Source organism: Streptomyces sp. NPDC050085 (genome assembly GCF_044460595.1).
In the GTDB taxonomy this organism is placed as follows: Bacteria; Actinomycetota; Actinomycetes; order Streptomycetales; family Streptomycetaceae; genus Streptomyces.
Genome location: NZ_JBITJZ010000026.1, coordinates 35,402 through 57,825, shown reverse-complemented (window position 1 = coordinate 57,825; position 22,424 = coordinate 35,402). Strand labels below are relative to the sequence as shown.

Below are 22,424 nucleotides of genomic sequence, written 5' to 3'. Positions count from 1 at the left end.
GGCACGCTGTTGAGTTCTCAAGGAACGGACGCTTCCTTTGTACTCGCCCTCTCGGGCTTTCCTCCGGGCGCTTCCCTTCAGTATTTCGTGTTTCCAACCTTACCAGATCCGTTTTCCGTTCCGTTTCCGGTTCGGATTTCAATTCCGGTGGCCGTTGGAGGGCCTTTACCTTTCGGCTGAGCCGACTTTATCAGAAGTTTTGGGCCGGTCTGACCGACTCGCATTTCCGATTAATCGGGGGGCTTCTCGAAGAATGTTATTTCGTGAAGCGCGCTAGATACTAGCCGTTGTGGTCGAACCTGTCGAGTTCGGGGCAACTGTTCGAATCTACCTCCCCGTCCAGGCCGTGTCAACGTCCTTTCCGGGGCGAAGAGGAGACTAACAGGTCAGAGACCTTCGATGCACATCAGGCGGCCACCGGCAGCACCGAGCTGCGCTCCGTTGCCTCCAGGTCCCCCGTTTCGCCCTCTCGAACCGCCCGCCCACCCAGGACGTAGACGTAGGTGAGGAAGGCGAGTTCTGCGGCGATGCCGATGCCGATGCGGGCCCAGGTCGGGAGGCCCGAGGGGGTTACGAAGCCTTCGATGGCGCCGGAGACGAAGAGGACCAGGGCGAGTCCGATGGCCATGCCGAGTGCTGCGCGGCCCTCTTCGGCGAGGGCAGTCCTGCGGGAACGGGGACCGGGGTCGATGACCGTCCAGCCGAGTCGGAGGCCCGTGCCGGCGGCGACGAAGACGGCGGTCAGTTCGAGCAGCCCGTGCGGGAGGATCAGGCCCAGGAAGGTGTCCAGGCGGCCGGCCGAGGTCATCAGGCCGATGCCCACCCCTACGTTCAGCATGTTCTGGAAGAGGATCCACAGGACCGGCAGGCCCAGGAAGATGCCCAGGACCAGGCACATCGCGGTGGCCTGCGCATTGTTCGTCCAGACCTGGGCGGCGAACGACGCTGCCGGGTGGCTCGAGTAGTACGTCTCGTACTGGCCGCCCGGCTTCGTCATCTCGCGGAGCTCGGACGGGGCGGCTATGGATGCCTGGACTTCGGGGTGTACGCCGATCCACCAACCGATCAGGGCGGCTATCCCTGTGGAGACGAGTGCGGTGGGGACCCACCAATGGCGTGCCTTGTAGACCGCTGCCGGGAAACCGTGGGTGAGGAAGCGCGTGACGTCGCGCCATGAAGCGCGGCGGGTTCCTGTCACTGCACTACGCGCGCGTGCCACGAGTTGGGTGAGGCGACCGATGACGCGCGGGTCCGGGGCGCTCGACTGAATGAGGGAGAGGTGCGTGGCCGTGCGCTGGTACAGCGTCACCAGTTCGTCCGCCTCTGTGCCGGTCAGACGGCGTCGGCGCCGCAGCAGAGCGTCCAGGCGGTCCCACTCGGCTCGGTGGGTGGACACGAAGACGTCGAGATCCATCCGGTCTGCTGCTCCTCGCTTTCCGGCACCTGTACGGCGCGATCTGCTCTCAGCTTGGCAGACTGGCGGTTCCGAGGGCAGGTGAGGGAAGGGTGGGTGGCCGGCGTGAGTGAGCTGGTGACGGGCGAGGCGGTGGCCTTGGAGCTGCGGCCCGCGAAGCTGCCGAGCCGGGCGCTCGCCGTGCTCATCGATCTGGCGGTGTATTTCGTCGTCTACATCGCTGTGACGATGGCCGTGGTGGCTGCGACCTCCTCGATGGACGATGCCGCTGCTGCCGCCCTGTCCGTGGCCCTGTTCCTGCTGGTGCTGGTCGGGGTTCCGATCGCCGTGGAGACGTTGAGCCACGGGCGGTCGCTGGGGAAGCTCGCGTGCGGGCTGCGGGTCGTACGGGACGACGGTGGGCCGATCCGGTTCCGGCACGCGTTGGTGCGGGGGGCCGTCGGGGTCGTCGAGATCCTGATGACCTTCGGGGTCGTGGCGTGCATCGCCTCGCTGGTGTCGGCGCGTGGTCGCCGGGTCGGGGACGTGTTCGCGGGGACTCTCGTCGTACGGGAACGGGTGCCCACGGGGCAGGCCGCGTTCGTGCCGCCCCCGCCGCCGTGGCTGGTGGGACGGTTCGCCCAGCTGGATCTGTCCGCCGTGCCGGAGGGGCTGTGGCTCGCCGTGCGTCAATACCTGACGCGGATGGGGCAGTTGGATCCGCAAGTCGGGTGGGGTGTGGCCCAGCGGCTTGCCGCTGATATCGCCGCGCACACCGGGGCGCCGGCCCCCTCCGACGTTCCTCCGGCCGCGTTCCTGGCCGCGGTGATGCACGAGCGGCAGTCGCGAGAGGTGCAGCGGGCCTTCGGTGCGGTGGGGCATGCGGGGCAGGCCGGTCCGCCGATGTCGGGCGCGGTGCCTGGAGCGTACGGCGGTCCCGGGCAGGCCGCGGGTGGCGTGCCGCCCGTCGTTCCGTCTGCTCCCGCGGGTTTCCCGTCCACTCCCCCGGCCGCGTCGCCTCCTGCTCCGCAGCCCGGCAACTCCGGTTCGGATCAGGCGGGTTCGGAGCCGCCGGCCACCGGGTTCGTTCCGCCTGCCTGAAGTCGTGCCGGAAGTCGGGCCTGAAGTCGTAGCGGGACCGGCGGAGTTCAGGCGAACGTCGACGGTGGGGTCTCGAGGTTCTCCAGCTCGATGCCGGGGGCCGCGAGGACCACGTCGCCGCTGATGTGGACGGTGTGCTGTTCCCCCGTGTCCAGGGCTGTGACCTGGTATTCGTCCACGGTCAGGGGGCCGTTGTCAGTGGCGTGTGCTTCGCTGTTCAGCAAGGTCCAGGACTGGTCCAGGGTGCGGGGGGCCAGGACGGGATCCGTGAGGGCGACGAGGCGGACGCGGGTCGAGGGGGATGCGGGGGTGAGGTTCAGCAGACGCGTGGTGGCGATGAGGAACGCGGGGGATGTGCCTGTGAACGCGTGCGCGGGGGCGTTTCCTTCGGTGGCGTGGGTGCCGGTGGGGTCGGTGCGTACCCAGGTCACGCCGTCGAGTGCGGCGCCTCTCACCTGCCAGCTCGCGGCGTTGAGTTCGAGGCGGATGGGGCGGCCGAGCGCGTCGAGGGCGAGGTCGATCGAGCCGGCGTGTTCGCCGGAGGGAGTGGTCCGTTGGGCGACGTAGCGCCAGCCGGAGGGGCCGGGTGCGCAGTGGAAGTGCTCTTCACCGAGGGGGGTGTGATCGTGCGGATCGTGGAGCGAATATCGGCCGCGGGGCATGGGGTTCGTGGGGTCCTCTGTCTGGCCTGATGACGGCCGCCGTCGGTCGGGATGTCCCGGCCGTGCGGGCCGGCGGGCGTCGAAGGACGTGTCCACCGTAGCCAGCGGTGCGGCCCGGCACGGGACAGGCCCCCGGCACGGGGGTGCGGGGGCCTGTCCTGTCAGTCGGCGGGTGCGACCGGGTGGTGCTCAGCCGGTGCTCAGTAGCGGTAGTGGTCCGGCTTGTACGGGCCCTCTACCTCGACACCGATGTACGCGGCCTGCTCCGGGCGCAGCTCGGTGAGCTTGACGCCGAGCGCGTCCAGGTGGAGACGCGCGACCTTCTCGTCGAGGTGCTTGGGCAGCACGTACACGTCGGTCGGGTACTCGGCCTGCTTCGTGAACAGCTCGATCTGGGCCAGCGTCTGGTCCGCGAACGAGTTGGACATCACGAACGACGGGTGGCCGGTCGCGTTGCCCAGGTTCAGCAGGCGGCCCTCGGACAGCACGATGAGGACCTTGCCGTCGGGGAACGTCCACGTGTGGACCTGCGGCTTGACCTCGTCCTTCACGATCCCCGGGATCTGCGCCAGACCGGCCATGTCGATCTCGTTGTCGAAGTGGCCGATGTTCCCGACGATCGCCTGGTGCTTCATCTTGGCCATGTCGCTCGCCATGATGATGTCCTTGTTGCCGGTCGTCGTCACGAAGATGTCGACCTGGTCCACGACGTCGTCCAGCGTCGCGACCTGGTAGCCGTCCATCGCCGCCTGCAGCGCGCAGATCGGGTCGATCTCCGTGACGATGACACGCGCACCCTGGCCGCGCAGCGACTCCGCGCAGCCCTTGCCGACGTCGCCGTAACCGCAGACCAGCGCCGTCTTGCCGCCGATGAGGACGTCCGTGGCGCGGTTGATGCCGTCGATCAGGGAGTGGCGGCAGCCGTACTTGTTGTCGAACTTCGACTTCGTCACCGCGTCGTTCACATTGATCGCGGGGAACAGCAGGACGCCGTCGCGCTGCATCTCGTACAGGCGGTGGACACCCGTCGTGGTCTCCTCCGTCACGCCGCGGATCTCGGAGGCCAGGCGGGTCCACTTCTGGGAGCCCTCGGAGATCGTGTCGTTCAGGAGCTGGAGGATGACACGGTGCTCGTCGGACTCGGCGGTGTCGACCGAGGGGACCTTGCCGTCCTTCTCGTACTCGACGCCCTTGTGGACGAGGAGGGTGGCGTCACCGCCGTCGTCCAGAATCATGTTCGGACCGCCGGTGGGCGAGTTCGGCCAGGTCAGCGCCTGCTCCGTGCACCACCAGTACTCCTCGAGCGTCTCGCCCTTCCAGGCGAAGACGGGGACGCCCTGGGGGTTGTCCGGCGTGCCGTTCGGGCCCACCGCGATGGCCGCGGCGGCGTGGTCCTGGGTGGAGAAGATGTTGCAGGACGCCCAGCGGACCTCGGCGCCCAGGGCGACCAGGGTCTCGATGAGGACGGCCGTCTGGACCGTCATGTGCAGGGAGCCGGTGACGCGGGCGCCCGCGAGGGGCTGCGTGGCGGCGTACTCCTTGCGGATCGACATCAGACCGGGCATCTCGTGCTCGGCGAGGGTGATCTCCTTGCGCCCGAAGTCGGCCAGGGACAGGTCGGCGACCTTGAAGTCCTGGTCCTGTCGGGTGGCGGCAGAAGTCATGAGTGAGCTGCTCCTCGGTGCAGTTGCGGTCGGTCGAGGTGGGCTGACGCGCCTACCCGTACGGGATGCGCGCATGGCTGGTCTGCGAGTGCCCGGGACACGGGTGGCCCCTGGCGCTCGCAGCGCAGTCCGTCGGAGGCCCTCTCTCCCTCGGACGACCCGGCGTGCGGGCCGCCCGACCGCCATCAGCAGCGACGTCTGGCTCGTTACGAATCTACACCGATCGGCGCAGTCGCCCCCACCCCCGCTCCACCCAGCTGGGCGTAGGGGCGTGGCTGATTCTCGCCTGTTGATTCACAGGAGCAGAAGTGGCGTGAGACCGGGCAATTAGGGACTTTTGGGCTTTTGATCCCGTGCTTATGTGTTGCAGGATGCTAGGAAGGCCGCGAACATTTGCGCGGTCTTGTAAGGCGAAGGCGCAAAGGAGAGCCACGTGACCAGTCCGGCCGACCCCCACGCGGGCGGAGGGGCCGTCGAGCAGCAGAAGAAGTTGAAGCTGCTCGCGGTGACCGCCTGTCCGACCGGCATCGCGCACACCTATATGGCGGCGGAGAAGCTGCAGCAGGCAGCCGATGCCCTCGGCATCGACATGAAGGTGGAGACGCAAGGATCCATCGGCGCCGAGAACGTCTTGACTGACAACGATGTCAAGAACGCCGACGGCATCATCATCGCCGCGGACAAGGAAGTCGACCTCGACCGCTTCGCCGGCAAGAAGGTGCTGAGCGTCCCGGTCGCCGACGGCATCCACCGGCCCGAGGAGCTCATCGCGCAGGTGCAGAACGCTCCGGTGCAGGCCGCCGGTGCGGCTCCCGCGGCCGGCAGTGGCGGCGGCAAGGAGCGGAGCCTCGCGTACAAGGCGCTGATGAACGGCGTCTCGTACATGATCCCGTTCGTTGTCGTCGGCGGTCTGCTGCTGGCCATTTCGCTCTCGCTCGGCGGGCACGCCGACCCCAAGGGCGGCCTGGTCATTCCGGAAGAGACCTTCTGGTGGTACGTCAACAAGCTCGGCACGACCGGCTTCAGCCTGATGCTGCCGATCTTCTCCGGCTACATCGCGTACGCCCTGGCCGACCGTCCCGCTCTCGTGCCCGGCATGATCGGCGGCTTCCTGGCCTCGGACGCCGTGGGCATCTACAAGGCCGACGCCAACGCGGGCTTCCTCGGTGCGATCGTCACCGGTTTCCTCGCCGGATACCTGGTCCTGGGCCTCAAGAAGGTCAAGGTTCCCAAGGTCGTCCAGCCGATCATGCCCATCATCGTGCTGCCGATCGTCTCGACCTTGGCGCTCGGGCTGTTCTACATCTACGTGATCGGGCAGCCGATCTCCTGGGTGTTCACGCACCTGACCAACTGGCTGAACGGGATGACCGGTTCGAGCGCGATCGTGCTCGGCATCATCATCGGCCTGATGATCTCCTTCGACATGGGCGGCCCGGTCAACAAGACGGCCTTCCTCGTCTCCGTCGGCCTGATCGGCACCAACAACGCCGTCATGGGTATGGCCGCCGCCGCCATCCCGGTCATGCCGCTCGGCCAGGGCCTGGCCACGCTGCTGCGCAAGAAGCTCTACAGCAAGCAGGAGCAGGAGACAGGGCTCGCCGCCTTGTTCATGGGCTTCTTCGGAATCTCTGAAGGTGCCATTCCGTTCGCGGCCGCGCGACCACTCCAGGTGATCCCGGCCAACATGCTCGGTGGCGCCGTCGCCGGTGCGATCGCCGGTGTGGCGGGCGTCGAGGACTCCGTGCCGCACGGTGGTCCGATCGTTTCGCTGTTCGGTGCCATCAGCGGGGTCGCGATGTTCTTCGTCGCCATCGCCGCCGGTACGGTCGTCACCGCGCTCACCACGAACGCGCTGGTCGGCATCCAGCAGCGCAAGTTGAACGGTGGAGCCTCGGTGGCCGAACCCGCTCTGGCGACCGTCGGCGCCGGCGCTGGTGCCGGTGCTGGTGCTGGTGCTGGTGCCACGGTGCAGGCGGCGGCAGCGGCGCCGCAGGCCTCGACCGCCGTTGCTCCTTCCCCGGCCGCCGCCGAAAAGCCGAGCGGCAGCGACGACGAGGTCCTGTCCGGCTATCTCACCGAGCAGACCGTGAAGGTCCAACTGGACGCCCAGGACAAGGAGTCCGCGATCCGCGAGATCGCGGGGCTGCTCGCGTCCACCGGCAAGGTCAAGGACGTAGAGGAACTGGTGCAGACCGCGCTGCGTCGCGAGGCGCAGGGGACGACGGGGCTCGGCGAGGAGATCGCCATTCCGCATGCCAAGACGGATGCGGTGGCGTCGCCGGTCGTCGGGTTCGCCCGGTCCGCCGAGGGGATCGAGTGGGGCTCGCTGGACGGGACGAAGGCGAAGCTCGTCTTCATGATCGCGGTGCCGGAGGCGGCCGCCGGTGACGAGCATCTGCGGATTCTCGCGCTGCTGTCGCGGAAGTTGATGGACACGGAGTTCCGGGCGCGGTTGCAGGCCGCTCCGGACGACGCCGCGATCCTGCGGGTGCTGGCCGAGGTTCAGTAACCGCGGGTCATGACGCAGTGGGGCCCCCGCCGAAAGAATCGGCGGGGGCCCCACTACGTAGAACGAAGACTCAGTGACCCGGCGTCTCGGCAGGCGTCGGGCCGCCCGGCGTGGCCTCTCGGTCCGGGCCCTTCGCGGCCTCGGCCTCGCTGTAGATGTCGGGCTCGAGGTAGATGACGCGGGCGATGGGGACGGCGGCGCGGATGCGGGCCTCGGCCTCGTTGATGGCGCGGGCGACCTCGGCGGCCGTGTCGTCGTGCTGGACGGCGATCTTCGCGGCGACGAGGAGTTCCTCGGGGCCGAGGTGGAGCGTGCGCATGTGGATCAGGCCGGTGACGGTGTTGCCGTCGACGACCGCCTTCTCGATCGCCGCGACCTCGTCCGTGCCCGCGGACTCGCCGAGGAGCAGGGACTTGGTCTCCAGGGCGAGGACGATCGCGATGGTGATCAGGAGGAGGCCGATGCAGAGCGTGCCGATGCCGTCCCAGACGCCCTCGCCGGTGGCGAGGGTGAGGCCCACGCCGAAGAGCGCGAGGATCAGACCGATGAGCGCGCCGAAGTCCTCCAGGAGGACGACGGGAAGCTCGGGGGCCTTGGCGCGCTTGATGAACTGGCTCCAAGTGAGCTTGCCGCGCAGGGCGTTGGACTCCTTGATGGCCGTACGGAAGGAGAAGCCCTCGGCGATGATCGCGAAGACGAGGACGCCGACCGGCCAGTACCAGTTGTCCAGTTCGTGCGGGTGCCTGATCTTCTCGTAGCCCTCGTAGACGGCGAACATGCCACCGACGGAGAAGAGGACGATGGAGACCAGGAAGGCGTAGACGTAGCGCTCGCGCCCGTACCCGAAGGGGTGTTGCGGGGTCGCTTCGCGCTGGGCCTTCTTGCCGCCGAGCAGCAGCAGGGCCTGGTTTCCGGAGTCGGCGAGCGAGTGGACCGACTCGGCGAGCATCGACGAGGAGTTGCTGAAGAGGAACGCCACGAACTTCGCCACCGCGATTGCGAGATTGGCGGCGAGCGCCGCCACGATCGCCTTTGCTCCGCCTGAAGCACTCATGTTGTTCCTGGTGTCCCTTCGAGGTCGTACGTCCCGTGCCGCTGCCGCGAGAAGCCATGCTGCTTTGCCCGGCCTTTGCGGTGGGTCATTGTTGCAGCACGGGACGGCTCAGAGTCCTCTCAGGCCACGACCGTCGCCCGGAAAACCGTGCCGACTCCGGACACTTCAGCCTTTTCGCCCGCAGCGACGAAGGCCGACTCGCCGGGTGCGAGGGTGAGGTCACCGGCCCGGACCGTGCCCGCCGTGCAGAGCAGGATCTGCGGGGTGGCCGCGGTGAGGTCGCGCGCGGCGGCGCCCTCGGGCAGGACGAAGCGGGAGAGGCGGAACTCGTCGATCGGGGTGTCGTAGACCTCTTCGCCGTCCGGGGAGGCCTCGGGACGCAGCACGCCCGGGTCGGTGGCCTCGAAGCGGACGATGCGCAGCAGCTCGGGGACGTCGACGTGCTTGGGGGTCAGGCCGCACCGCAGGACGTTGTCGGAGTTGGCCATGATCTCGACGCCGAGGCCGTTCAGGTACGCGTGCGGGACGCCCGCGCCGAGGAACAGGGCTTCGCCGGGCTGCAGTTGGACGTAGTTGAGGAGCATGGCCGCGATGACGCCCGGGTCGCCGGGGTAGTGGTGGGCGATGCCCGCGTACGGCTCGTAGTCGCCGCCGATGCGCTGGGCGGCGGCCGTGGCGTCGGCGACGGTCTGGGCCATCTCGTCGCGGTCGGCGCTCAGGACGGCGGTCAGCACCTCGCGCAGCGCGGCCTCTTCGGGGTGGGCGCGCAGCAGATCGGCGTACGGCTTGAGGCTGTCGACGCCGAGGCCCTCGAGCAGCTCGGCCGCTTCCTCGGGCGCGCGGAAGCCGCACAGGCCGTCGAACGGGGTGAGGGCGCAGATGAGTTCGGGCTTGTGGTTGGCGTCCTTGTAGTTGCGGTCGGGCGCCGTGATCGGAACGCCCCGCCTCTCCTCTTCCTCGTAACCCTCCTTCGCCTGCTGGAGGTTCGGGTGCACCTGCAGCGAGAGGGGTGCGCCGGCGGCGAGCAGCTTGAGCAGGAAGGGCAGGCGGGGGCCGAACTTGGCGACCGCCTCCTCCCCCAGCTCGGCGGCCGGGTCCGCGTCGATCACCTCGTTGAGCGGGCCGCGCTCGGTGCGCGAGGGGGCGCCGGGGTGGGCGCCCATCCACATCTCGGCCTGGGGTTCGCCGGTCGGCTCGGCGCCGACGAGGTGCGGGATGGCGGTGGTGGAGCCCCAGGCGTAGGGGCGGATGGTGTTGGTGAGGCGGTCCATGCGTCCAGTCTTCCGGTGCGTACGGCGATGAGTGCGGCGGCGAGCGCGTGCCGAGGGGGTCAGCTCACGCCGTGGAGGCGAGGCCCAGGTAAACGGCGGCGAAATCCGTGACGGCGATCAGCTCGGCGAGGGTCTCGAGCTCGGTGCCCTCCTCCGGTTCGAGTTCGCTGATCGCGGTGTCGTGCGACAGCGCGAGTTCGCGGGCGGCGGGGGCGGCGGAGAGGCCGCCGGTGGGCCGGTCGCGGAGCAGGACGACGCGGGCGCGCAGGGCCTGCTCGTCCTCGACGCGGTCGCGGAAGAAGTCGTCGGGGTTGCCGCCCGCGGCGAGGGCACTGGTGAGCAGCGCGCCGTGCGCGGGCATCGCCTCGGGCAGGTCGGCGGCGAGCGCGGGGCGTCCGGCCAGCTCGGCGAGGGCGGCGGCGAACCTGCGGCCCGCCGGGCCCGCGGCCGCGCCCTCCGTCCAGATCAGCGGGAGCGATTCGGCGAGCTCGGAGGCGAGGGTCTTCGCCGGATTGCTGTACGTCGCGATGGCCGGGCCGCAGCGCTCGGCGGTGCGGTCGAGGCGGTCGGCGACCTTCTCCAGGACCTCCGCGGGCGCGGCGAGGAGGCCGGTGCGGTCGAGGAGCGCGAGGAGGGGGGTGAGCAGGGCCCAGAGCGCGCCCGGCGCGGAGGCCGCGGCCGGTTCGTCCTGCTCGTACGGGGCCGTGGCCATCGGGACGAACAGGCCGTGGGCGCCGGCCACGGCTTCGGTGAGCGGGGCGCCGGTCGGGCAGACGGCGACGACGGTGACGCTGCGCCGGTAGGCCTGCTCTACCAGGAGCGAGAGGCTCGGTTCGGTGCCGTCCGGGGTGGCGATCAGGAGCAGGTCGACGGGGCCCGCCCAGCCCGGCAGGTCCCAGCGCAGGGCGCCCGCGGCCGCGGCGACGCCGGTGGCGCGCAGCTTCGTCACCGGGCAGGCCGCGCCCGCCAGGCGGCCGATGAGGTCGGCGACGCCTGCGGCCGCGGTGCCGGGGCCCGCGATCAGGACGGCGCGGGGGCGGCCGTCCGGCTTGAGCTCGGTGATACCGGCCTCTGCCGCGTACCGGGCCGCCGTGCGGACGCGGGCGCCCGCTTCGGCGGCGCCGCGCAGCAGGCCGCGGTGGTCGGCCCTGGCCAGCGCCTCCGGGTCGTCCAGGAGCGGTTCGTCGAACATGGCGGCGGGCCTCCTGCTCGTGAGCGGGGTGGTTACGCGGGGCGGCGGGCCTCGTCGACCAGGAGGACGGGGATGCCGTCGCGGACCGGGTAGGCCAGGCCGCAGTCGTCGCCGGTGCAGATCAGCTCAGCGTCGGCCTCCTTGAGGGGGGCGTGGCAGACCGGGCAGGCGAGGATCTCCAGGAGGCCGGCTTCGAGCGGCATGGGGGGTCCCTTCGGGGTGCGGGTGTGTGGGTACGGGGTGCTTTTGTTCAGCCCCGGTCAGCGTACCGCCGGGGCGGTGTCGCGGGCCGGGTGGATCATGGGCGGGCCAGGGGTGCCGGGCCGGGGGGGGCGGGGGCCGCTGCGGGTCAGGCCCGGATGACGGCCAGCACCTCGTCCCGCACCTTCTCCATCGTCTCCGTGTCCCGCGCCTCCGCGTTCAGGCGCAGCAGCGGCTCCGTGTTCGACGGGCGGACGTTGAACCACCAGTCCGTGGACGTGACCGTCAGGCCGTCGAGCTCGTCCAGGGTGATCCCGTCGCGGTCGCCGTACGCGGCCCTGATCGCGGCGAGGCGGTCGGCCTGGTCGGCGACCGTGGAGTTGATCTCGCCGGAGCCGGCGTAGCGGTCGTAGGAGGAGACCAGCGCGGAGAGCGGGCCGTCCTGGCCGCCGAGTGCCGCGAGGACGTGGAGCGCGGCGAGCATGCCCGTGTCCGCGTTCCAGAAGTCCTTGAAGTAGTAGTGCGCGGAGTGCTCGCCCCCGAAGATCGCGCCGCTCGTCGCCATCTCCTGCTTGATGAAGGAGTGGCCCACGCGCGTGCGGACCGGCGTGCCGCCGTTCTCCTTCACGACCTCGGGGACGGACCAGGACGTGATCAGGTTGTGGATGATCGTGCCCGCCCCGCCGTTCCTCGCGAGCTCGCGGGAGGCGACGAGGGCGGTGATGGCGGACGGGGAGACCGGGTCCCCGTTCTCGTCGACGACGAAGCAGCGGTCCGCGTCGCCGTCGAAGGCCAGGCCGATGTCGGCGCCCTCGGCGCGCACGCGGGCCTGGAGGTCCACGATGTTGGCCGGGTCCAGCGGGTTCGCCTCGTGGTTCGGGAACGTGCCGTCGAGCTCGAAGTACATCGGTACGACGTCCAGCGGCAGCCCGTCGAACACGGTCGGGACGGTGTGCCCGCCCATCCCGTTGCCCGCGTCGACGACCACCTTCAGGGGGCGGATGGAGGTGAGGTCGACCAGGCCGCGCAGGTGCGCCGCGTAGTCCTCCAACGTGTCGCGCTGCGTGATCGTGCCCGCCGTGGCGGCGGGCTCGGGGGCGCCCGACTCGCTCCATTCCTCGGCCAGTTGGCGGATCTCGGCCAGGCCCGTGTCCTGGCCGACGGGGGCGGCGCCCGCCCGGCACATCTTGATCCCGTTGTACTGCGCGGGATTGTGCGACGCGGTGAACATGGCGCCGGGCAGGCCGAGCGCGCCCGACGCGTAGTACAGCTGGTCGGTGGAGCACAGGCCGATCTCGGTGACGTCCGCGCCGAGGGCGGCGGCACCGCGCGCGAAGGCGCGGGTCAGCCCGGGCGACGAGGGCCGCATGTCGTGCCCGACGACGATCGCCGAGGCGTCGGTCACGCGCACGAAGGCGGCGCCGAACAGCTCGGCGAGCCTCTCGTCCCACTGGTCCGGGACCACCCCGCGCACGTCGTACGCCTTCACGATCTGCGACAGATCAGCAGCCACTGCCGGCCCAGCCCTCCTGGAGTCCTTCACTGACTCCACAAACTACCTGGCCGCGCCGACAACCGACCGTGAACCCCTCATTCCTCCCAAAGAACGCAGCTGTCCGCGTCGTCACTGGTCAAGCAGGTCAGGGCAGCATCCACGACAGCACCACCGTGCTCTGGGCGTACACGATCAGGCACATCACCAGCAGCAGGCCCAGGCTCCACGGCAGCACCTTGCGCAGCAGGTCGCCCTCCTTGCCCGCGAGTCCGACGGCCGCGCAGGCGATCGTCAGGTTCTGCGGCGAGATCATCTTGCCGAGGACGCCGCCCGAACTGTTCGCGGCCGCAAGGAGTTCCGGGGACAGCCCCGATTGCTGGGCGGCGGTGACCTGGAGGGCGCCGAAGAGCGCGTTGGCCGAGGTGTCGGACCCGGAGACCGCGACGCCGAACCAGCCAAGTACGGGCGACAAGAAGGCGAGTCCCGCGCCCGCCGCCGCCACGAAGTGCCCGATGGTGGCGGCCTGTCCGGACAGGTTCATGACGTACGCGAGGGCGAGCACGCTCGTCACGGTGAGGATCGCGAACCGCAACTCGTACACGGTCCCCAGCCATTCGCGTACGGCCACGCGCGCGTGCACGCCGAGCACGACGGCCGTGCACACGCCTGCCAGCAGCACGAGCGTGCCTCCGGTGGAGACCAGCGGCAGCGTGAAGACGTTGCCGCTCACCGGCTTGCCGGCGGAGTTGGCGACATCGAGGAAGGGCCAGTCGAAGACCCGGTTCGCCTTGGCCAGCCAGTCCTTGACGGCGGGGATCTGGGCCACCGAGAAGATGACGACGATGAGCGCGTAGGGGGTGTAGGCGCGCACGACGTCGGGCCGCGCGTCCTCCTGGTCGAGGTCCTCGCTGCGTACGCCGGTGAGGACGGCCACGCGTACGGGCTCGGCGGCGGGCCTGCGCGCCTGCGGCACGGCGACCAGGGCGCCCGCGCCGATCAGGGCGGCCCCGATGTCGGCGAGTTGGGCGGAGACATAGTTCGAGGCCGCGAACTGGGCGACGGCGAAGGCGACTCCGCAGGCGAGCGCGGGCACCCACGTCTCGCGCAGCCCTCGCCGCCCGTCCACCAGCCAGACGAGCACCAGCGGCACGAAGAGCGCGAGCAGCGGCGTCTGACGGCCCACCACGGACGCGACGGAGTCCAGCGGGAGCCCGGTGACCTGGGCGAGCGTCACGACCGGCGTGCCCATGGCCCCGAAGGCGACGGGCGCCGTGTTCGCGACGAGGGAGACCACCGCCGCCTTGACCGGGTCGAAGCCGAGCGCGACGAGCATCACCGAGCAGATCGCGACGGGCGCCCCGAACCCGGCGAGCGCCTCCAGGAGCGCACCGAAGCAGAACGCGATGACGAGGGCCTGGATGCGCGGATCGTCGGACAGGCGCCCGAAGGAGCGGCGCAGGATGTCGAAGTGCCGGGTGCGGACCGTCATCCGGTACACCCACAGGGCGTTGACGACGATCCACATGATGGGGAAGAGCCCGAACAGTGCGCCCTGCGCGGCGCCGGAGACGGTCTGACCGAGCGGCATGTCGTACACGAGCCATCCGACGAGGACGGCGACGCCCAGGCCGATCAGGCCCGCCACGTGGGCCTTCATGCGCACGGCGCCGAGCAGGACGAGGACGGTGACGAGCGGCAGGGCCGCGACGAGGGCGGACAGGCCCAAGGAGCCGCCTACGGGCTCCAGTTGCTGGACGAACACGAGCGCCTCCCGGAATCCCGGATTCCCATGAGACAGGGTGGCGAAATCGTCGGGGGCTCGACAATCACGGGTCAACGCGTACGACGGCGAAGATCCCGTGAAGGGCCAACGGGGCTTCGGGGAGCGTCAGTTGTCGGGCGAGCGCAGCACCCTCAGGTGGCCGCGGCGCGCGACCTCCATCGGATCCGCCGTGCGTGCGCCGCCGGCCTCGGCCGCGCGCTCCTGGGGGCGGGCCGCCTCACGCACCGCGTTGGCGAGGGCCTCGAGGTCGTCGCCGCTGGGGCGGCTGGGGCCACTGCCGTCGGTCAGCCGGACGACCTCCCAGCCGCGCGGCGCGGTGAGGCGCTCGGAGTGCTCGGCGCACAGGTCGTAGCAGTGGGGTTCGGCGTAGGTGGCGAGCGGGCCGAGGACCGCGGTCGAGTCGGCGTAGACGTACGTCAGCGTCGCGACGGCGGGCCGGCCGCAGGCGGTGCGCGAACAGCGACGTACAGGGCTCACGACGTTGGACGGTACCGCACTCTTGAGCGGGCCGCGACGACTCTCCCTGAGGTCACCCCACCGTGTCGTGGTGTGAGACGGCGCACACCGGTCCGCGCGGGCGCGCTCGTGACCTGCGGGGACCCGGGGTCGTACGCCCCGCCCGACAGTTGAAAGCGGTCACCACTCAGGACAAATGGCTTCAACTAACGCGAGTTCAACGGTCCGGGAGAGATGTGTAATCAGGCCCAAGATTGGCTTGATCGGTCAGGAAGCGACATGCGGTGCTCCGTACGGAGCCGCCCTGCTCGGAGCGGTCCGGAGGACTACGCTGCGTCGGTGATGGAAAGGCCCCCGAACCCCGACACCCCCGACGGCGCCGCCGACGCGACCCCGCGCCCACCGCGCCGCCGCGACCGGCACGGCCGCGGTATGCGCGGGCCCGTGGCGCCGCCGCAGGTGCCCCTGTCCGCGAGCCGCGCCGAGGTCTTCGCGGACCTCGTGCAGGACTCCGTGGAGCGCCTCGAGCGGCGCTGGCCGCAGCTCTCCGAGGTCGACTTCCTCGTCCTGGAGGTGCCGCGCCTGACGGCCGAGGACGAGGCGTGGGGCGCGGACGCGGTGCCGCTGGGCGGCACGATCCCCGCACGGGACGGGACGCCCGCGCGCGTGGTCGTCTACCGGCGGCCCGTCGAGATCCGCACCAAGGGGCGCGACGAGCGCGCCGCCCTGGTGCACGACGTCGTCGTGGAGCAGGTGGCCGAGGTCCTCGGGCTCACTCCGGAGACCGTCGACCCCCGGTACGGGGACGGCGAGGACTGAGTCCCTGAAGGCCTCGGGGAGCTACTTCTGCAGGACCGAGAGGTCCTCGTCCGCCTGCGGCACCGACACCGTCCCGCGGTCGTCGGGGAGCGTCTGGATCGTGAACGCCGGAACGTCGTCCTGCTTCTCCTCCAGCATCCGCGAGCCGTAGACGGTGCCGCCGGACACGGGCTCCACCGTGAGCGCGTACCTGCCCTTCAGGCCGCTCGGCACGGGCGGGGCGACCGCGAGGGTCGTACCGCCCTTGACCGTGTACTCCTTGGTGACGGCCGTGCCGCCCTCGCTGCCCGCGGACGCGGTGACCTTCACCTTGCCGGTGGCGCCCGGCGCGGTCAGGGACAGGGTGGCGCCCTTCGCCCGGTTGTCGGCGACCGTGGCGCGGGCGCCGATGTCGCGGGTGGCCGGGATGAACGCCGTCTCCTGGTTGTCGCCCTTGCCGCGGGTGACCTGCAGCGCGGCGACGACCGGCACGGAGGCGCCGGTCGGCGTCAGGATCAGCGAGCCCGCGTCGCCGCGCGTCACCGCCCCGAGGTCGGCGGCCGCCGTCATGCCGGACTTCACGTGCAGCGTGTCGTGGCCCGCGGGCGTGATCTTCCCGCTGGAGGTGGCGAGTTGGACCTTCAGGTCGGCGTCGTCCTGCCCCGGCGCGAAGGCGACCAGGCGCACGCTCGTGGCGTCCTTGGGGATGCCGGGGAGCACCAGCGAGGCCGCGGGGTCGGTGGCGGCGGGCAGCCAGTCGCCGCCCGTCTTGTCGTCGTCGGCCGAGACGGCGGCGGCGACCCGGCCGCTGCGCGCCGTCACGTGCAGCGTCAGGTCCGCGTACGGCTTGGCGGTCAGCGTCGAGAGCAGCAGCGGGACGCTGGAGTGCGGGCCGACGGAGATGCCCTCGCCGACGTCGGACTTGATCGTGCCGTCCGGGCCGTACAGCTGCACGTCCACGACCGCGGCCTCGTCGTCCGGGTTCGTGAGGTGGACGTAGTCGCTGCGGTCCTTGGCGGTGGACGCGCCGGGGAAGTAGAAGTCGGTGTCCGGCGCCGAGCAGCTCACGCCGCGCAGGCCGCGGCCGGTGCCGGCCTCGACCGTGGTGCTCTGCTGGACGGTCCAGCCGGGGGCCAGGGCGCCGTCGGCGGTGCCGACGAGGGCGGGCGCGTCGGCGCCGGAAGCATCACCCGTGGCGGGCTTGCCGGGCGCCTTCGGGGTGACGGGCGCCGTGTCCTTCTTGTCCTTGCCCTTGACGTCGCCGGCGTCGCCCGCCCCCTTCTTCGAGGGCACCAGCTGTGCCTTGCCCGCGGACTCGGCCGCTTCCTTGGAGGTGGGCGTGTACGACGTGTACGCGGTCTCCGCGAGGTCGGACTGGCTGGGGGCGGGACACAGCAGGCTGGAGCGCTCCACGGGCAGCTGGGCGGCCGCCTCGGCGGGCGCGTCGTCCGTGCCGCCCGAGGTCGCGGCGGCGAACCCGGTGACGGCGGCCAGGGCCGTGGCGGCGGCGATCAGGGACAGGGTCGTGCGGTTCACTGCTGGCTCCCGTCGGGGCGCTGCTCATGGTCGGCGCCGTTGCCGTGGCCGTGCTGCTGCTCGTACGTGGGGTCGTACGGCTCCTGCTGCTCGTACGTGCCCCCGTAGGTGTACGGGTCGTACTGGCTCGCCTGGTAGGGGTCCGCCTGGTACGGGTCGGCCTGCGGGTCGTACCCGTAGGCCGCGCCGCCCTGTTGGTACTGCTGCTGCTCCCCCGCGGCGTACGTGCCGTACTCGGCGTTCGCGTAACTGGGCTGCTCCCACTCGCCGTACGTCTGCTGCTGCGGGATGTCGGCCACCGGTGCCTCCTCCGAAGGAGGAGGCGGTACAGCGCCCTCGGCGCTCTGCTCGGCCTCGGCCTGGGCGCGCAGCCTGCGTGCCCTGCGGCCCTCGCCCGCGACGGCCTGGGCGGGCACGACCGGCTCCTCCGGCAGGTCGTCGTCGACGTCCTGGCGGCGGCCCGGCAGGGCGAGCACCACGAGGACGAGGGCGAGTGCGCCCTGGACCCACAGCCAGGCGGTGTGCGTGACCGGCGCGTCGTAGGTGACGTCCAACCGGCCGCCCGACGCGGGCAGTTCGAAGCCCTGCGCCCAGCCGTCGACGGTGGTCTTCGTCAGCGGCGTGCCGTCGAGCGTCGCGGTCCAGCCCTCGGCGGCCTGGTCGGCGAGGCGCAGCACGCGGCCCTCCTTGCCGGCGGGCACGTCCGTGTGCACGTCGACGGGGCCCGCGGCGACGGCCTCGGCCTCCTCCGACGTCGATCCGGCGTCCGCCGTGGGCAGCACGACCACGCGCGCCACCTGCCGGTCGACGCGCCACAGGGCGGTGCCGTCCTGCTGGCTGAGCCGGGTCAGGCCGGGCGTCGCGTCCAGGACGCGGCCCATCTGGCGCGGCGCCCCGTCGCGGACGAGGACGTAGCGCACGGCGAAGCCGCCGAGCTGGTCGGCCTGGTCGGCGCCGGAGCCCGCGACCAGGTTGGCGACGACCTTGTCGAGGTTCTTGTTCTCGCCCTCGGCCGCGGTCAGTTCGCCGTCGCCGAGGCGGGCTCCGGCGCCCCGCACGAGCGAGTACGAGACCTCGCCCGCGGAGCCGTCCATGACGAGCGTGCGGGCCTGGTCGCGGGTGCCGGCCTCCTCGGCGACGAACGCGGGCACCTGCACCGGGTCGCGCCGCTCCAGCGGCCCGTCGGCACCGGCGATCATCCAGCCCGCGGCGAGCAGCAGCGGGCCCGCGGCCGCGGCGAACGCGATGAGCGCGGCCACCGGCTGGCGCCAGCCGAAGCTCTGCTCGGCCACGCGCGAGCGCGCGCCGTCGGCGCCGAGTGCGGCGGCGGCGAGCAGGGCGATGCCGTAGACGAGGGTGGCGGGGCCCGCCCACGTCGAGCTGTTCGACAGGACCGCGAAGACCAGGGCCACGAGGGCGACGGCCCAGGCCGTGAGGACGGCGAGGCGGCGCTCCTGGCGCAGCAGTGCGGCGAGCGCGGCCAGGACGATGCCGATGAGCAGCAGGCTGCCGGTGGTGCCGGGGCCGCCCGGAGAGGCGCCGAGCAGGCTCAGGGCGCTGCCGGAGCCCTTCCCGTACGGCAGTCCGGCCTCCTTGAAGAAGCCGAACGGCAGCAGGGTCAGCGACCACGGGGCGAGCATCAGCAGCGGGGTGCCGAGCGCGGCGAGGAAGCGCAGCCCGTAGGCGGTGATGTCGTCGCGCCGCACGACAAGAAGGGCGATGCCGAGGACGAGGGCGATGGGCCACACGATCGGCGTGAAGGCCGTCGTGACGGTCAGCAGCAGCGCGTACGCCCAGGTGGCCCGCCAACTGCCGCGCGCGCCCCGGTCGTTCATGAGGCCGGAGGCCGAGAGCCCCGCGCGCGCGATGAGCGGCAGCAGGATCACGAGGACCGCCGTGCCGAGGCGGCCGCCCGCAAGGGCGCCGGTGGCGGCGGGCAGGAACGCGTACGCGACGGCCGCCCACGCGCGCAGCAGCCGGGACTCGACGAGCGGCCTGGAGGCGAAGTACGCGGTGAGTCCGGCGAGCGGCACGGAGCCGACGAGCAGGACCGTGACGGCGAGTCCGGTGGAGCCGAACAGGACGGAGGCGAGCGCGGCGATGATCGCGAGGTACGGCGGCGCCGCCTGCGTGCCGCCCGCGCTGGTGGCGTGCCAGGCGTCGAGGTAGCGCGACCACAGCTCGGAGGAGTCACCGGGCGCGGGCAGCAGTGCCCCGCCCGCGAGCGCGCCGCTTCCCAACAGGCTTCTGCAGGCGATGAGGGAGACGAACAGCAGCACTACGAAGAGCATCGGTCCCGGCTTGCGGGCGATGCGCTTGAGGCGGGCGAACTGCTCGACCTGGATGAAGTCCGCGTCGTCGCTGCCGGGGCCCGATTCCAGACCGCCGCCGCCGTGGCGCCCGGCCGTGGTGGTCTCCGGGTCGGAGGCGCCGAAGAGACTGCCCGCGACCTGCTCGACGGTGAGCCGCACCGTCGCTCCGGGCGGCGGGAACAGCGGCCGCAGTTCCTTGCCGTCGACGAGGCCCTTGCCGCGCCGCCTGCGGGCGGCCAGGATCCGGCCCGGTCGCAGCAGCGTCGCCATCAGACCGGCGATCTCGTCGAAGGCCTGTCCCGGCACCTTGCCGACGAGGTAGGCGACCGTACGCAGCACGGTGCCGACCACGAGGCGGACCAGGACCCAGGGGAGCGTCACCGCGCGCGCGTTGACGAGCAGCGTGTAGACCGCGCCCGCCTTGTCGACCTTGTGCGGCGACGACGCGGTGCGGCCCACGCAGTCGACGGTGCGGCGCTCGCGCGCGGAGGCCTCGGCGTGTCGCACGACGGCGTCGGGGGCGACGACGACGCGGTGTCCCGCGGCCTGCGCACGCCAGCACAGGTCGACGTCGTCACGCATCAGGGGCAGCCTGCGGTCGAACCCGCCGAGCTGCTCGAAGACATCGCGCCGGATCAGCATCCCGGCGGTGGACACGGACAGGACGGGCCGCACGTGGTCGTGCTGGCCCTGGTCCTGCTCGCGGCGGTCGAGGCCGGTCCAGCGGCGCCCCGAGTTGGCGATGGAGACGCCGACCTCGAGCAGCTGCCTGCGGTCGTACCAGCCGCGGAGCTTGGGTCCGACGATCGCGACGTCGCTGCCCGCCTCGCGCTCGGCCTCGACGACGCGCAACAGCTGGGCGAGCGCTTCCGGTTCGGGCGCGCAGTCGTCGTGCAGCAGCCACAGCCACTGCTCGGGCTCGCCGTGCGGCAGGTCCGGCAGGTCGTAGGCGTCGTCGCGCCAGCTGCGGCTGACGGGGTCCCAGCCACTGGGCCGCTTCAGATAGGGCAGCTCTTCCGGGGTGAGCACCCCGGCGCCGCGCACGGCCTCCTCGACGGCCTGGCCGAAGCCGGTGCGGCGGGCGAGGTGCAGCACGCGCTCACCGCCGAGGGCGTCGGCGATCAGGGCCGCGGAGTCGTCGGCGCTGCCGGTGTCGGCCGCCACCGCGTTCTGCACGGGGCGCTCCTGGCCGAGCAGGCCCGACAGGACGTCTGGCAGCCAGCGGGCACCGTCGTGCGCGACGAGGACGGCGGTGACGACATGCCTGGGGAACTCGGGGGCGCTGCTCGGGTCGAGCCCTGCGGCGTGCCCCGGGTTGAACGCGGCGGCGGCAGTACCGAATTGGCCTGCCGAGTGGCTGTGCACGGACATCGAGGTACGGGCCCCGGTTCGTTGGACTGCGGTGGACGTCTGTGCCCACTGGGGGCACCGTGGCGTCTCGGACGGGGCCCCACACTAACGGCTGCCAACAACAGCGGCCCGCCGCCTGTGGACAACCACCGGCGACAGGCCGTACGTACCGCGCATATTGGGGACTAGACAGCGGCCTTCTTCAGGCGCCGGCGCTCGCGCTCGGACAGGCCGCCCCAGATGCCGAACCGCTCGTCGTTGGCGAGCGCGTACTCGAGGCACTCGGAGCGCACCTCGCACGCCAGGCAGACCTTCTTGGCCTCCCTCGTGGAGCCGCCCTTCTCCGGGAAGAAGGACTCGGGGTCGGTCTGGGCGCACAGTGCGCGCTCCTGCCAGCCGATTTCGTCTTCCGCGTCTTCGACCAGCAGATCCTGAAACGACTCGGTCATAGTGCGCCCCTCGTCTGTCCGTGCGTCCCCGTGATGTTGCCGTTACCGATTTCGGCTGAACGACACGAGTGAAATTACAAGTGTGCCGATCCGGGGCAGTCAAGCCGGGATCTGCTATTGGGCCCCTGATTCACTCTGCGGAACCAAGGCTATGCGGAAAGTGTTCAAATCGGCAAAAACCGTGACACTTGCCAGCGGCCCATCCGGATGTCACCACCCGCACGCGACCTCTCGCCCCCCTCGTAAACCACTACAAGGAAGGACGTCGCAGAGTTTGATCTCGTTCCTGCGCGCCTACAGAAGCGAAGCGGATCACATTCGGATCACGGGATCGCAACGGCGTTTGCGCGCCTGACTGCTGCGCCACATGTCCGCTCCCGAGACTGCACAAACCTTTCGCCTGCCAGAGATACCGGATGAGGTGAAACATATCTCGCAATCCGGACATTGGGTTGACAGGGCAAGCATGAACCGGTGTCCTGGTGGGCATGCTCGCAAATTCGGCCCAGACGACGACCCGCACCACCGGGTCCGCCGCTGCTGCCTGCGCGTGTTGTTGCTGTTCCAGCTGTTGAGTCGTTGAGCCACCGAGCTCCGACCGCACGCTTCTCCTCCTCAGTACGGCCCTTCGCCCCACCCTGACGCCGGGGCACCCCGCACTCTCCTTCCGAGGAACAACGACACCCCATGAACAGCGACAGCGACCTCCAGATCGCCGGCGACATCCTCGAAGTACCGCACCTGCTGCAGCCCGCTCGGGAACACCCCGAGACCGTGGCCGAGTTCGTCGGCCTCGCGCGCTCCATCGCCGCCGACCGCTCGCAGTGGGAGCACCTCGTCGCGTACGACGCCACGAGCCGCTGGTACCACCGCCTGCGCACCGGGCCCGGCTACGAGGTGTGGCTGCTGTCCTGGGTGCCCGGGCAGGGCAGCGGGCTGCACGACCACGGGCGGTCGTCCGGCGTACTGACGCTGCTCGAGGGCGAACTGACGGAGCGTACGGAGAACGGGGCACGGACCCTCGGCGCCGGGGCGCAGCGCGTGTTCGCGCCCGGCTACGTCCACGAGGTCGTCAACGACTCCCTGGAACCGGCGGTCAGCCTGCACGTCTACTACCCGGGCCTGACCGAGATGCCCATGCACACGGCCACCTGCTCGACCCCTCAGCAGGCCACTGTCTGAGACCGGCTGCCGG

At 71.1% G+C, this 22,424-nt stretch carries 18 protein-coding genes; 5 read left to right on the top strand and 13 right to left on the bottom strand.

Annotation, left to right across the window (positions count from 1 at the left end; all coding sequences use genetic code 11):
* Positions 1–180: hypothetical protein (locus ACIBUY_RS41650; protein WP_399155463.1), on the top strand; the 180-nt coding region annotated here is incomplete at its 5' end.
* A 226-nt stretch (positions 181–406) separates the two neighbouring features.
* On the opposite strand, the gene ACIBUY_RS41645 is transcribed toward ACIBUY_RS41650, so the two are convergent.
* Positions 407–1,414, bottom strand: a complete 1,008-nt coding sequence (locus ACIBUY_RS41645; protein ID WP_365580873.1) for a stage II sporulation protein M — start codon at positions 1,412–1,414, stop codon at positions 407–409.
* 105 nt (positions 1,415–1,519) lie between these two features.
* Between ACIBUY_RS41645 and ACIBUY_RS41640 the strand changes: the two genes are divergently transcribed.
* Positions 1,520–2,494, top strand: coding sequence for an RDD family protein (locus tag ACIBUY_RS41640; RefSeq protein WP_365580876.1), 975 nt, complete (start codon positions 1,520–1,522; stop codon positions 2,492–2,494).
* Positions 2,495–2,541: 47 nt separating this feature from the next.
* Here the strand turns inward: ACIBUY_RS41640 and ACIBUY_RS41635 are convergent, their stop codons facing one another.
* Together ACIBUY_RS41635 and ahcY are read right to left on the bottom strand one after the other, a co-directional pair.
* Complete coding sequence (locus ACIBUY_RS41635; protein WP_365580879.1) at positions 2,542–3,156, bottom strand: hypothetical protein; 615 nt, start codon at positions 3,154–3,156, stop codon at positions 2,542–2,544.
* A gap of 200 nt (positions 3,157–3,356) precedes the next feature.
* Positions 3,357–4,820, bottom strand: coding sequence for an adenosylhomocysteinase (gene ahcY / locus ACIBUY_RS41630; RefSeq protein WP_366078489.1), 1,464 nt, complete (start codon positions 4,818–4,820; stop codon positions 3,357–3,359).
* 433 nt (positions 4,821–5,253) lie between these two features.
* Between ahcY and ACIBUY_RS41625 the strand changes: the two genes are divergently transcribed.
* On the top strand, positions 5,254–7,332 hold the full coding sequence (locus ACIBUY_RS41625; protein ID WP_399155462.1) for a fructose-specific PTS transporter subunit EIIC: 2,079 nt from the start codon (positions 5,254–5,256) through the stop codon (positions 7,330–7,332).
* 70 nt (positions 7,333–7,402) lie between these two features.
* On the opposite strand, the gene ACIBUY_RS41620 is transcribed toward ACIBUY_RS41625, so the two are convergent.
* From ACIBUY_RS41620 to ACIBUY_RS41590, 7 genes are all read right to left on the bottom strand, one after another.
* Entirely contained in the window at positions 7,403–8,386 is a 984-nt protein-coding gene (locus tag ACIBUY_RS41620; RefSeq protein WP_365580045.1) for a cation diffusion facilitator family transporter, read from the bottom strand.
* A gap of 119 nt (positions 8,387–8,505) precedes the next feature.
* Entirely contained in the window at positions 8,506–9,657 is a 1,152-nt protein-coding gene (gene manA, locus ACIBUY_RS41615) for a mannose-6-phosphate isomerase, class I (RefSeq protein WP_399155461.1), read from the bottom strand.
* Between the two features lie 64 nt (positions 9,658–9,721).
* A complete protein-coding gene (locus ACIBUY_RS41610) occupies positions 9,722–10,849 on the bottom strand; it encodes an SIS domain-containing protein (protein WP_365580040.1) in 1,128 nt (375 codons plus the stop codon).
* A gap of 32 nt (positions 10,850–10,881) precedes the next feature.
* On the bottom strand, positions 10,882–11,052 hold the full coding sequence (locus ACIBUY_RS41605; RefSeq protein ID WP_365580037.1) for a Trm112 family protein: 171 nt from the start codon (positions 11,050–11,052) through the stop codon (positions 10,882–10,884).
* A gap of 146 nt (positions 11,053–11,198) precedes the next feature.
* Positions 11,199–12,563 (bottom strand): phosphomannomutase/phosphoglucomutase, encoded by a 1,365-nt coding sequence (locus ACIBUY_RS41600; RefSeq protein WP_399155460.1) that lies wholly within the window; start codon positions 12,561–12,563, stop codon positions 11,199–11,201.
* A 127-nt stretch (positions 12,564–12,690) separates the two neighbouring features.
* Positions 12,691–14,307, bottom strand: coding sequence for an L-lactate permease (locus tag ACIBUY_RS41595; RefSeq protein WP_399155459.1), 1,617 nt, complete (start codon positions 14,305–14,307; stop codon positions 12,691–12,693).
* Between the two features lie 126 nt (positions 14,308–14,433).
* The gene (locus ACIBUY_RS41590) at positions 14,434–14,805 is read right to left on the bottom strand and encodes a DUF3499 domain-containing protein (RefSeq protein ID WP_365580029.1); all 372 of its coding nucleotides are present in this window, start codon (positions 14,803–14,805) and stop codon (positions 14,434–14,436) included.
* 321 nt (positions 14,806–15,126) lie between these two features.
* On the opposite strand from ACIBUY_RS41590, the gene ACIBUY_RS41585 reads away from it, so the two are divergent.
* Complete coding sequence (locus tag ACIBUY_RS41585) at positions 15,127–15,603, top strand: metallopeptidase family protein (RefSeq protein ID WP_365580054.1); 477 nt, start codon at positions 15,127–15,129, stop codon at positions 15,601–15,603.
* Positions 15,604–15,624: 21 nt separating this feature from the next.
* Here the strand turns inward: ACIBUY_RS41585 and ACIBUY_RS41580 are convergent, their stop codons facing one another.
* The 3 genes from ACIBUY_RS41580 to ACIBUY_RS41570 form a co-directional block, all read right to left on the bottom strand.
* On the bottom strand, positions 15,625–17,118 hold the full coding sequence (locus ACIBUY_RS41580; RefSeq protein ID WP_399155458.1) for a DUF5719 family protein: 1,494 nt from the start codon (positions 17,116–17,118) through the stop codon (positions 15,625–15,627).
* Positions 17,115–20,801 carry a glycosyltransferase gene (locus ACIBUY_RS41575; RefSeq protein WP_365580024.1) on the bottom strand — a complete coding sequence of 1,229 codons (3,687 nt, stop codon included), beginning with the start codon at positions 20,799–20,801 and terminating at the stop codon, positions 17,115–17,117. The genes ACIBUY_RS41580 and ACIBUY_RS41575 overlap by 4 nt, the downstream gene beginning before the upstream one ends.
* A 164-nt stretch (positions 20,802–20,965) precedes the next feature.
* The gene (locus ACIBUY_RS41570) at positions 20,966–21,229 is read right to left on the bottom strand and encodes a WhiB family transcriptional regulator (RefSeq protein WP_365580021.1); all 264 of its coding nucleotides are present in this window, start codon (positions 21,227–21,229) and stop codon (positions 20,966–20,968) included.
* Positions 21,230–21,916: 687 nt separating this feature from the next.
* Here ACIBUY_RS41570 and ACIBUY_RS41565 point away from each other — a divergent pair.
* A complete protein-coding gene (locus ACIBUY_RS41565; RefSeq protein WP_365580019.1) occupies positions 21,917–22,411 on the top strand; it encodes a cysteine dioxygenase family protein in 495 nt (164 codons plus the stop codon).
* Positions 22,412–22,424: the final 13 nt, after the last annotated feature.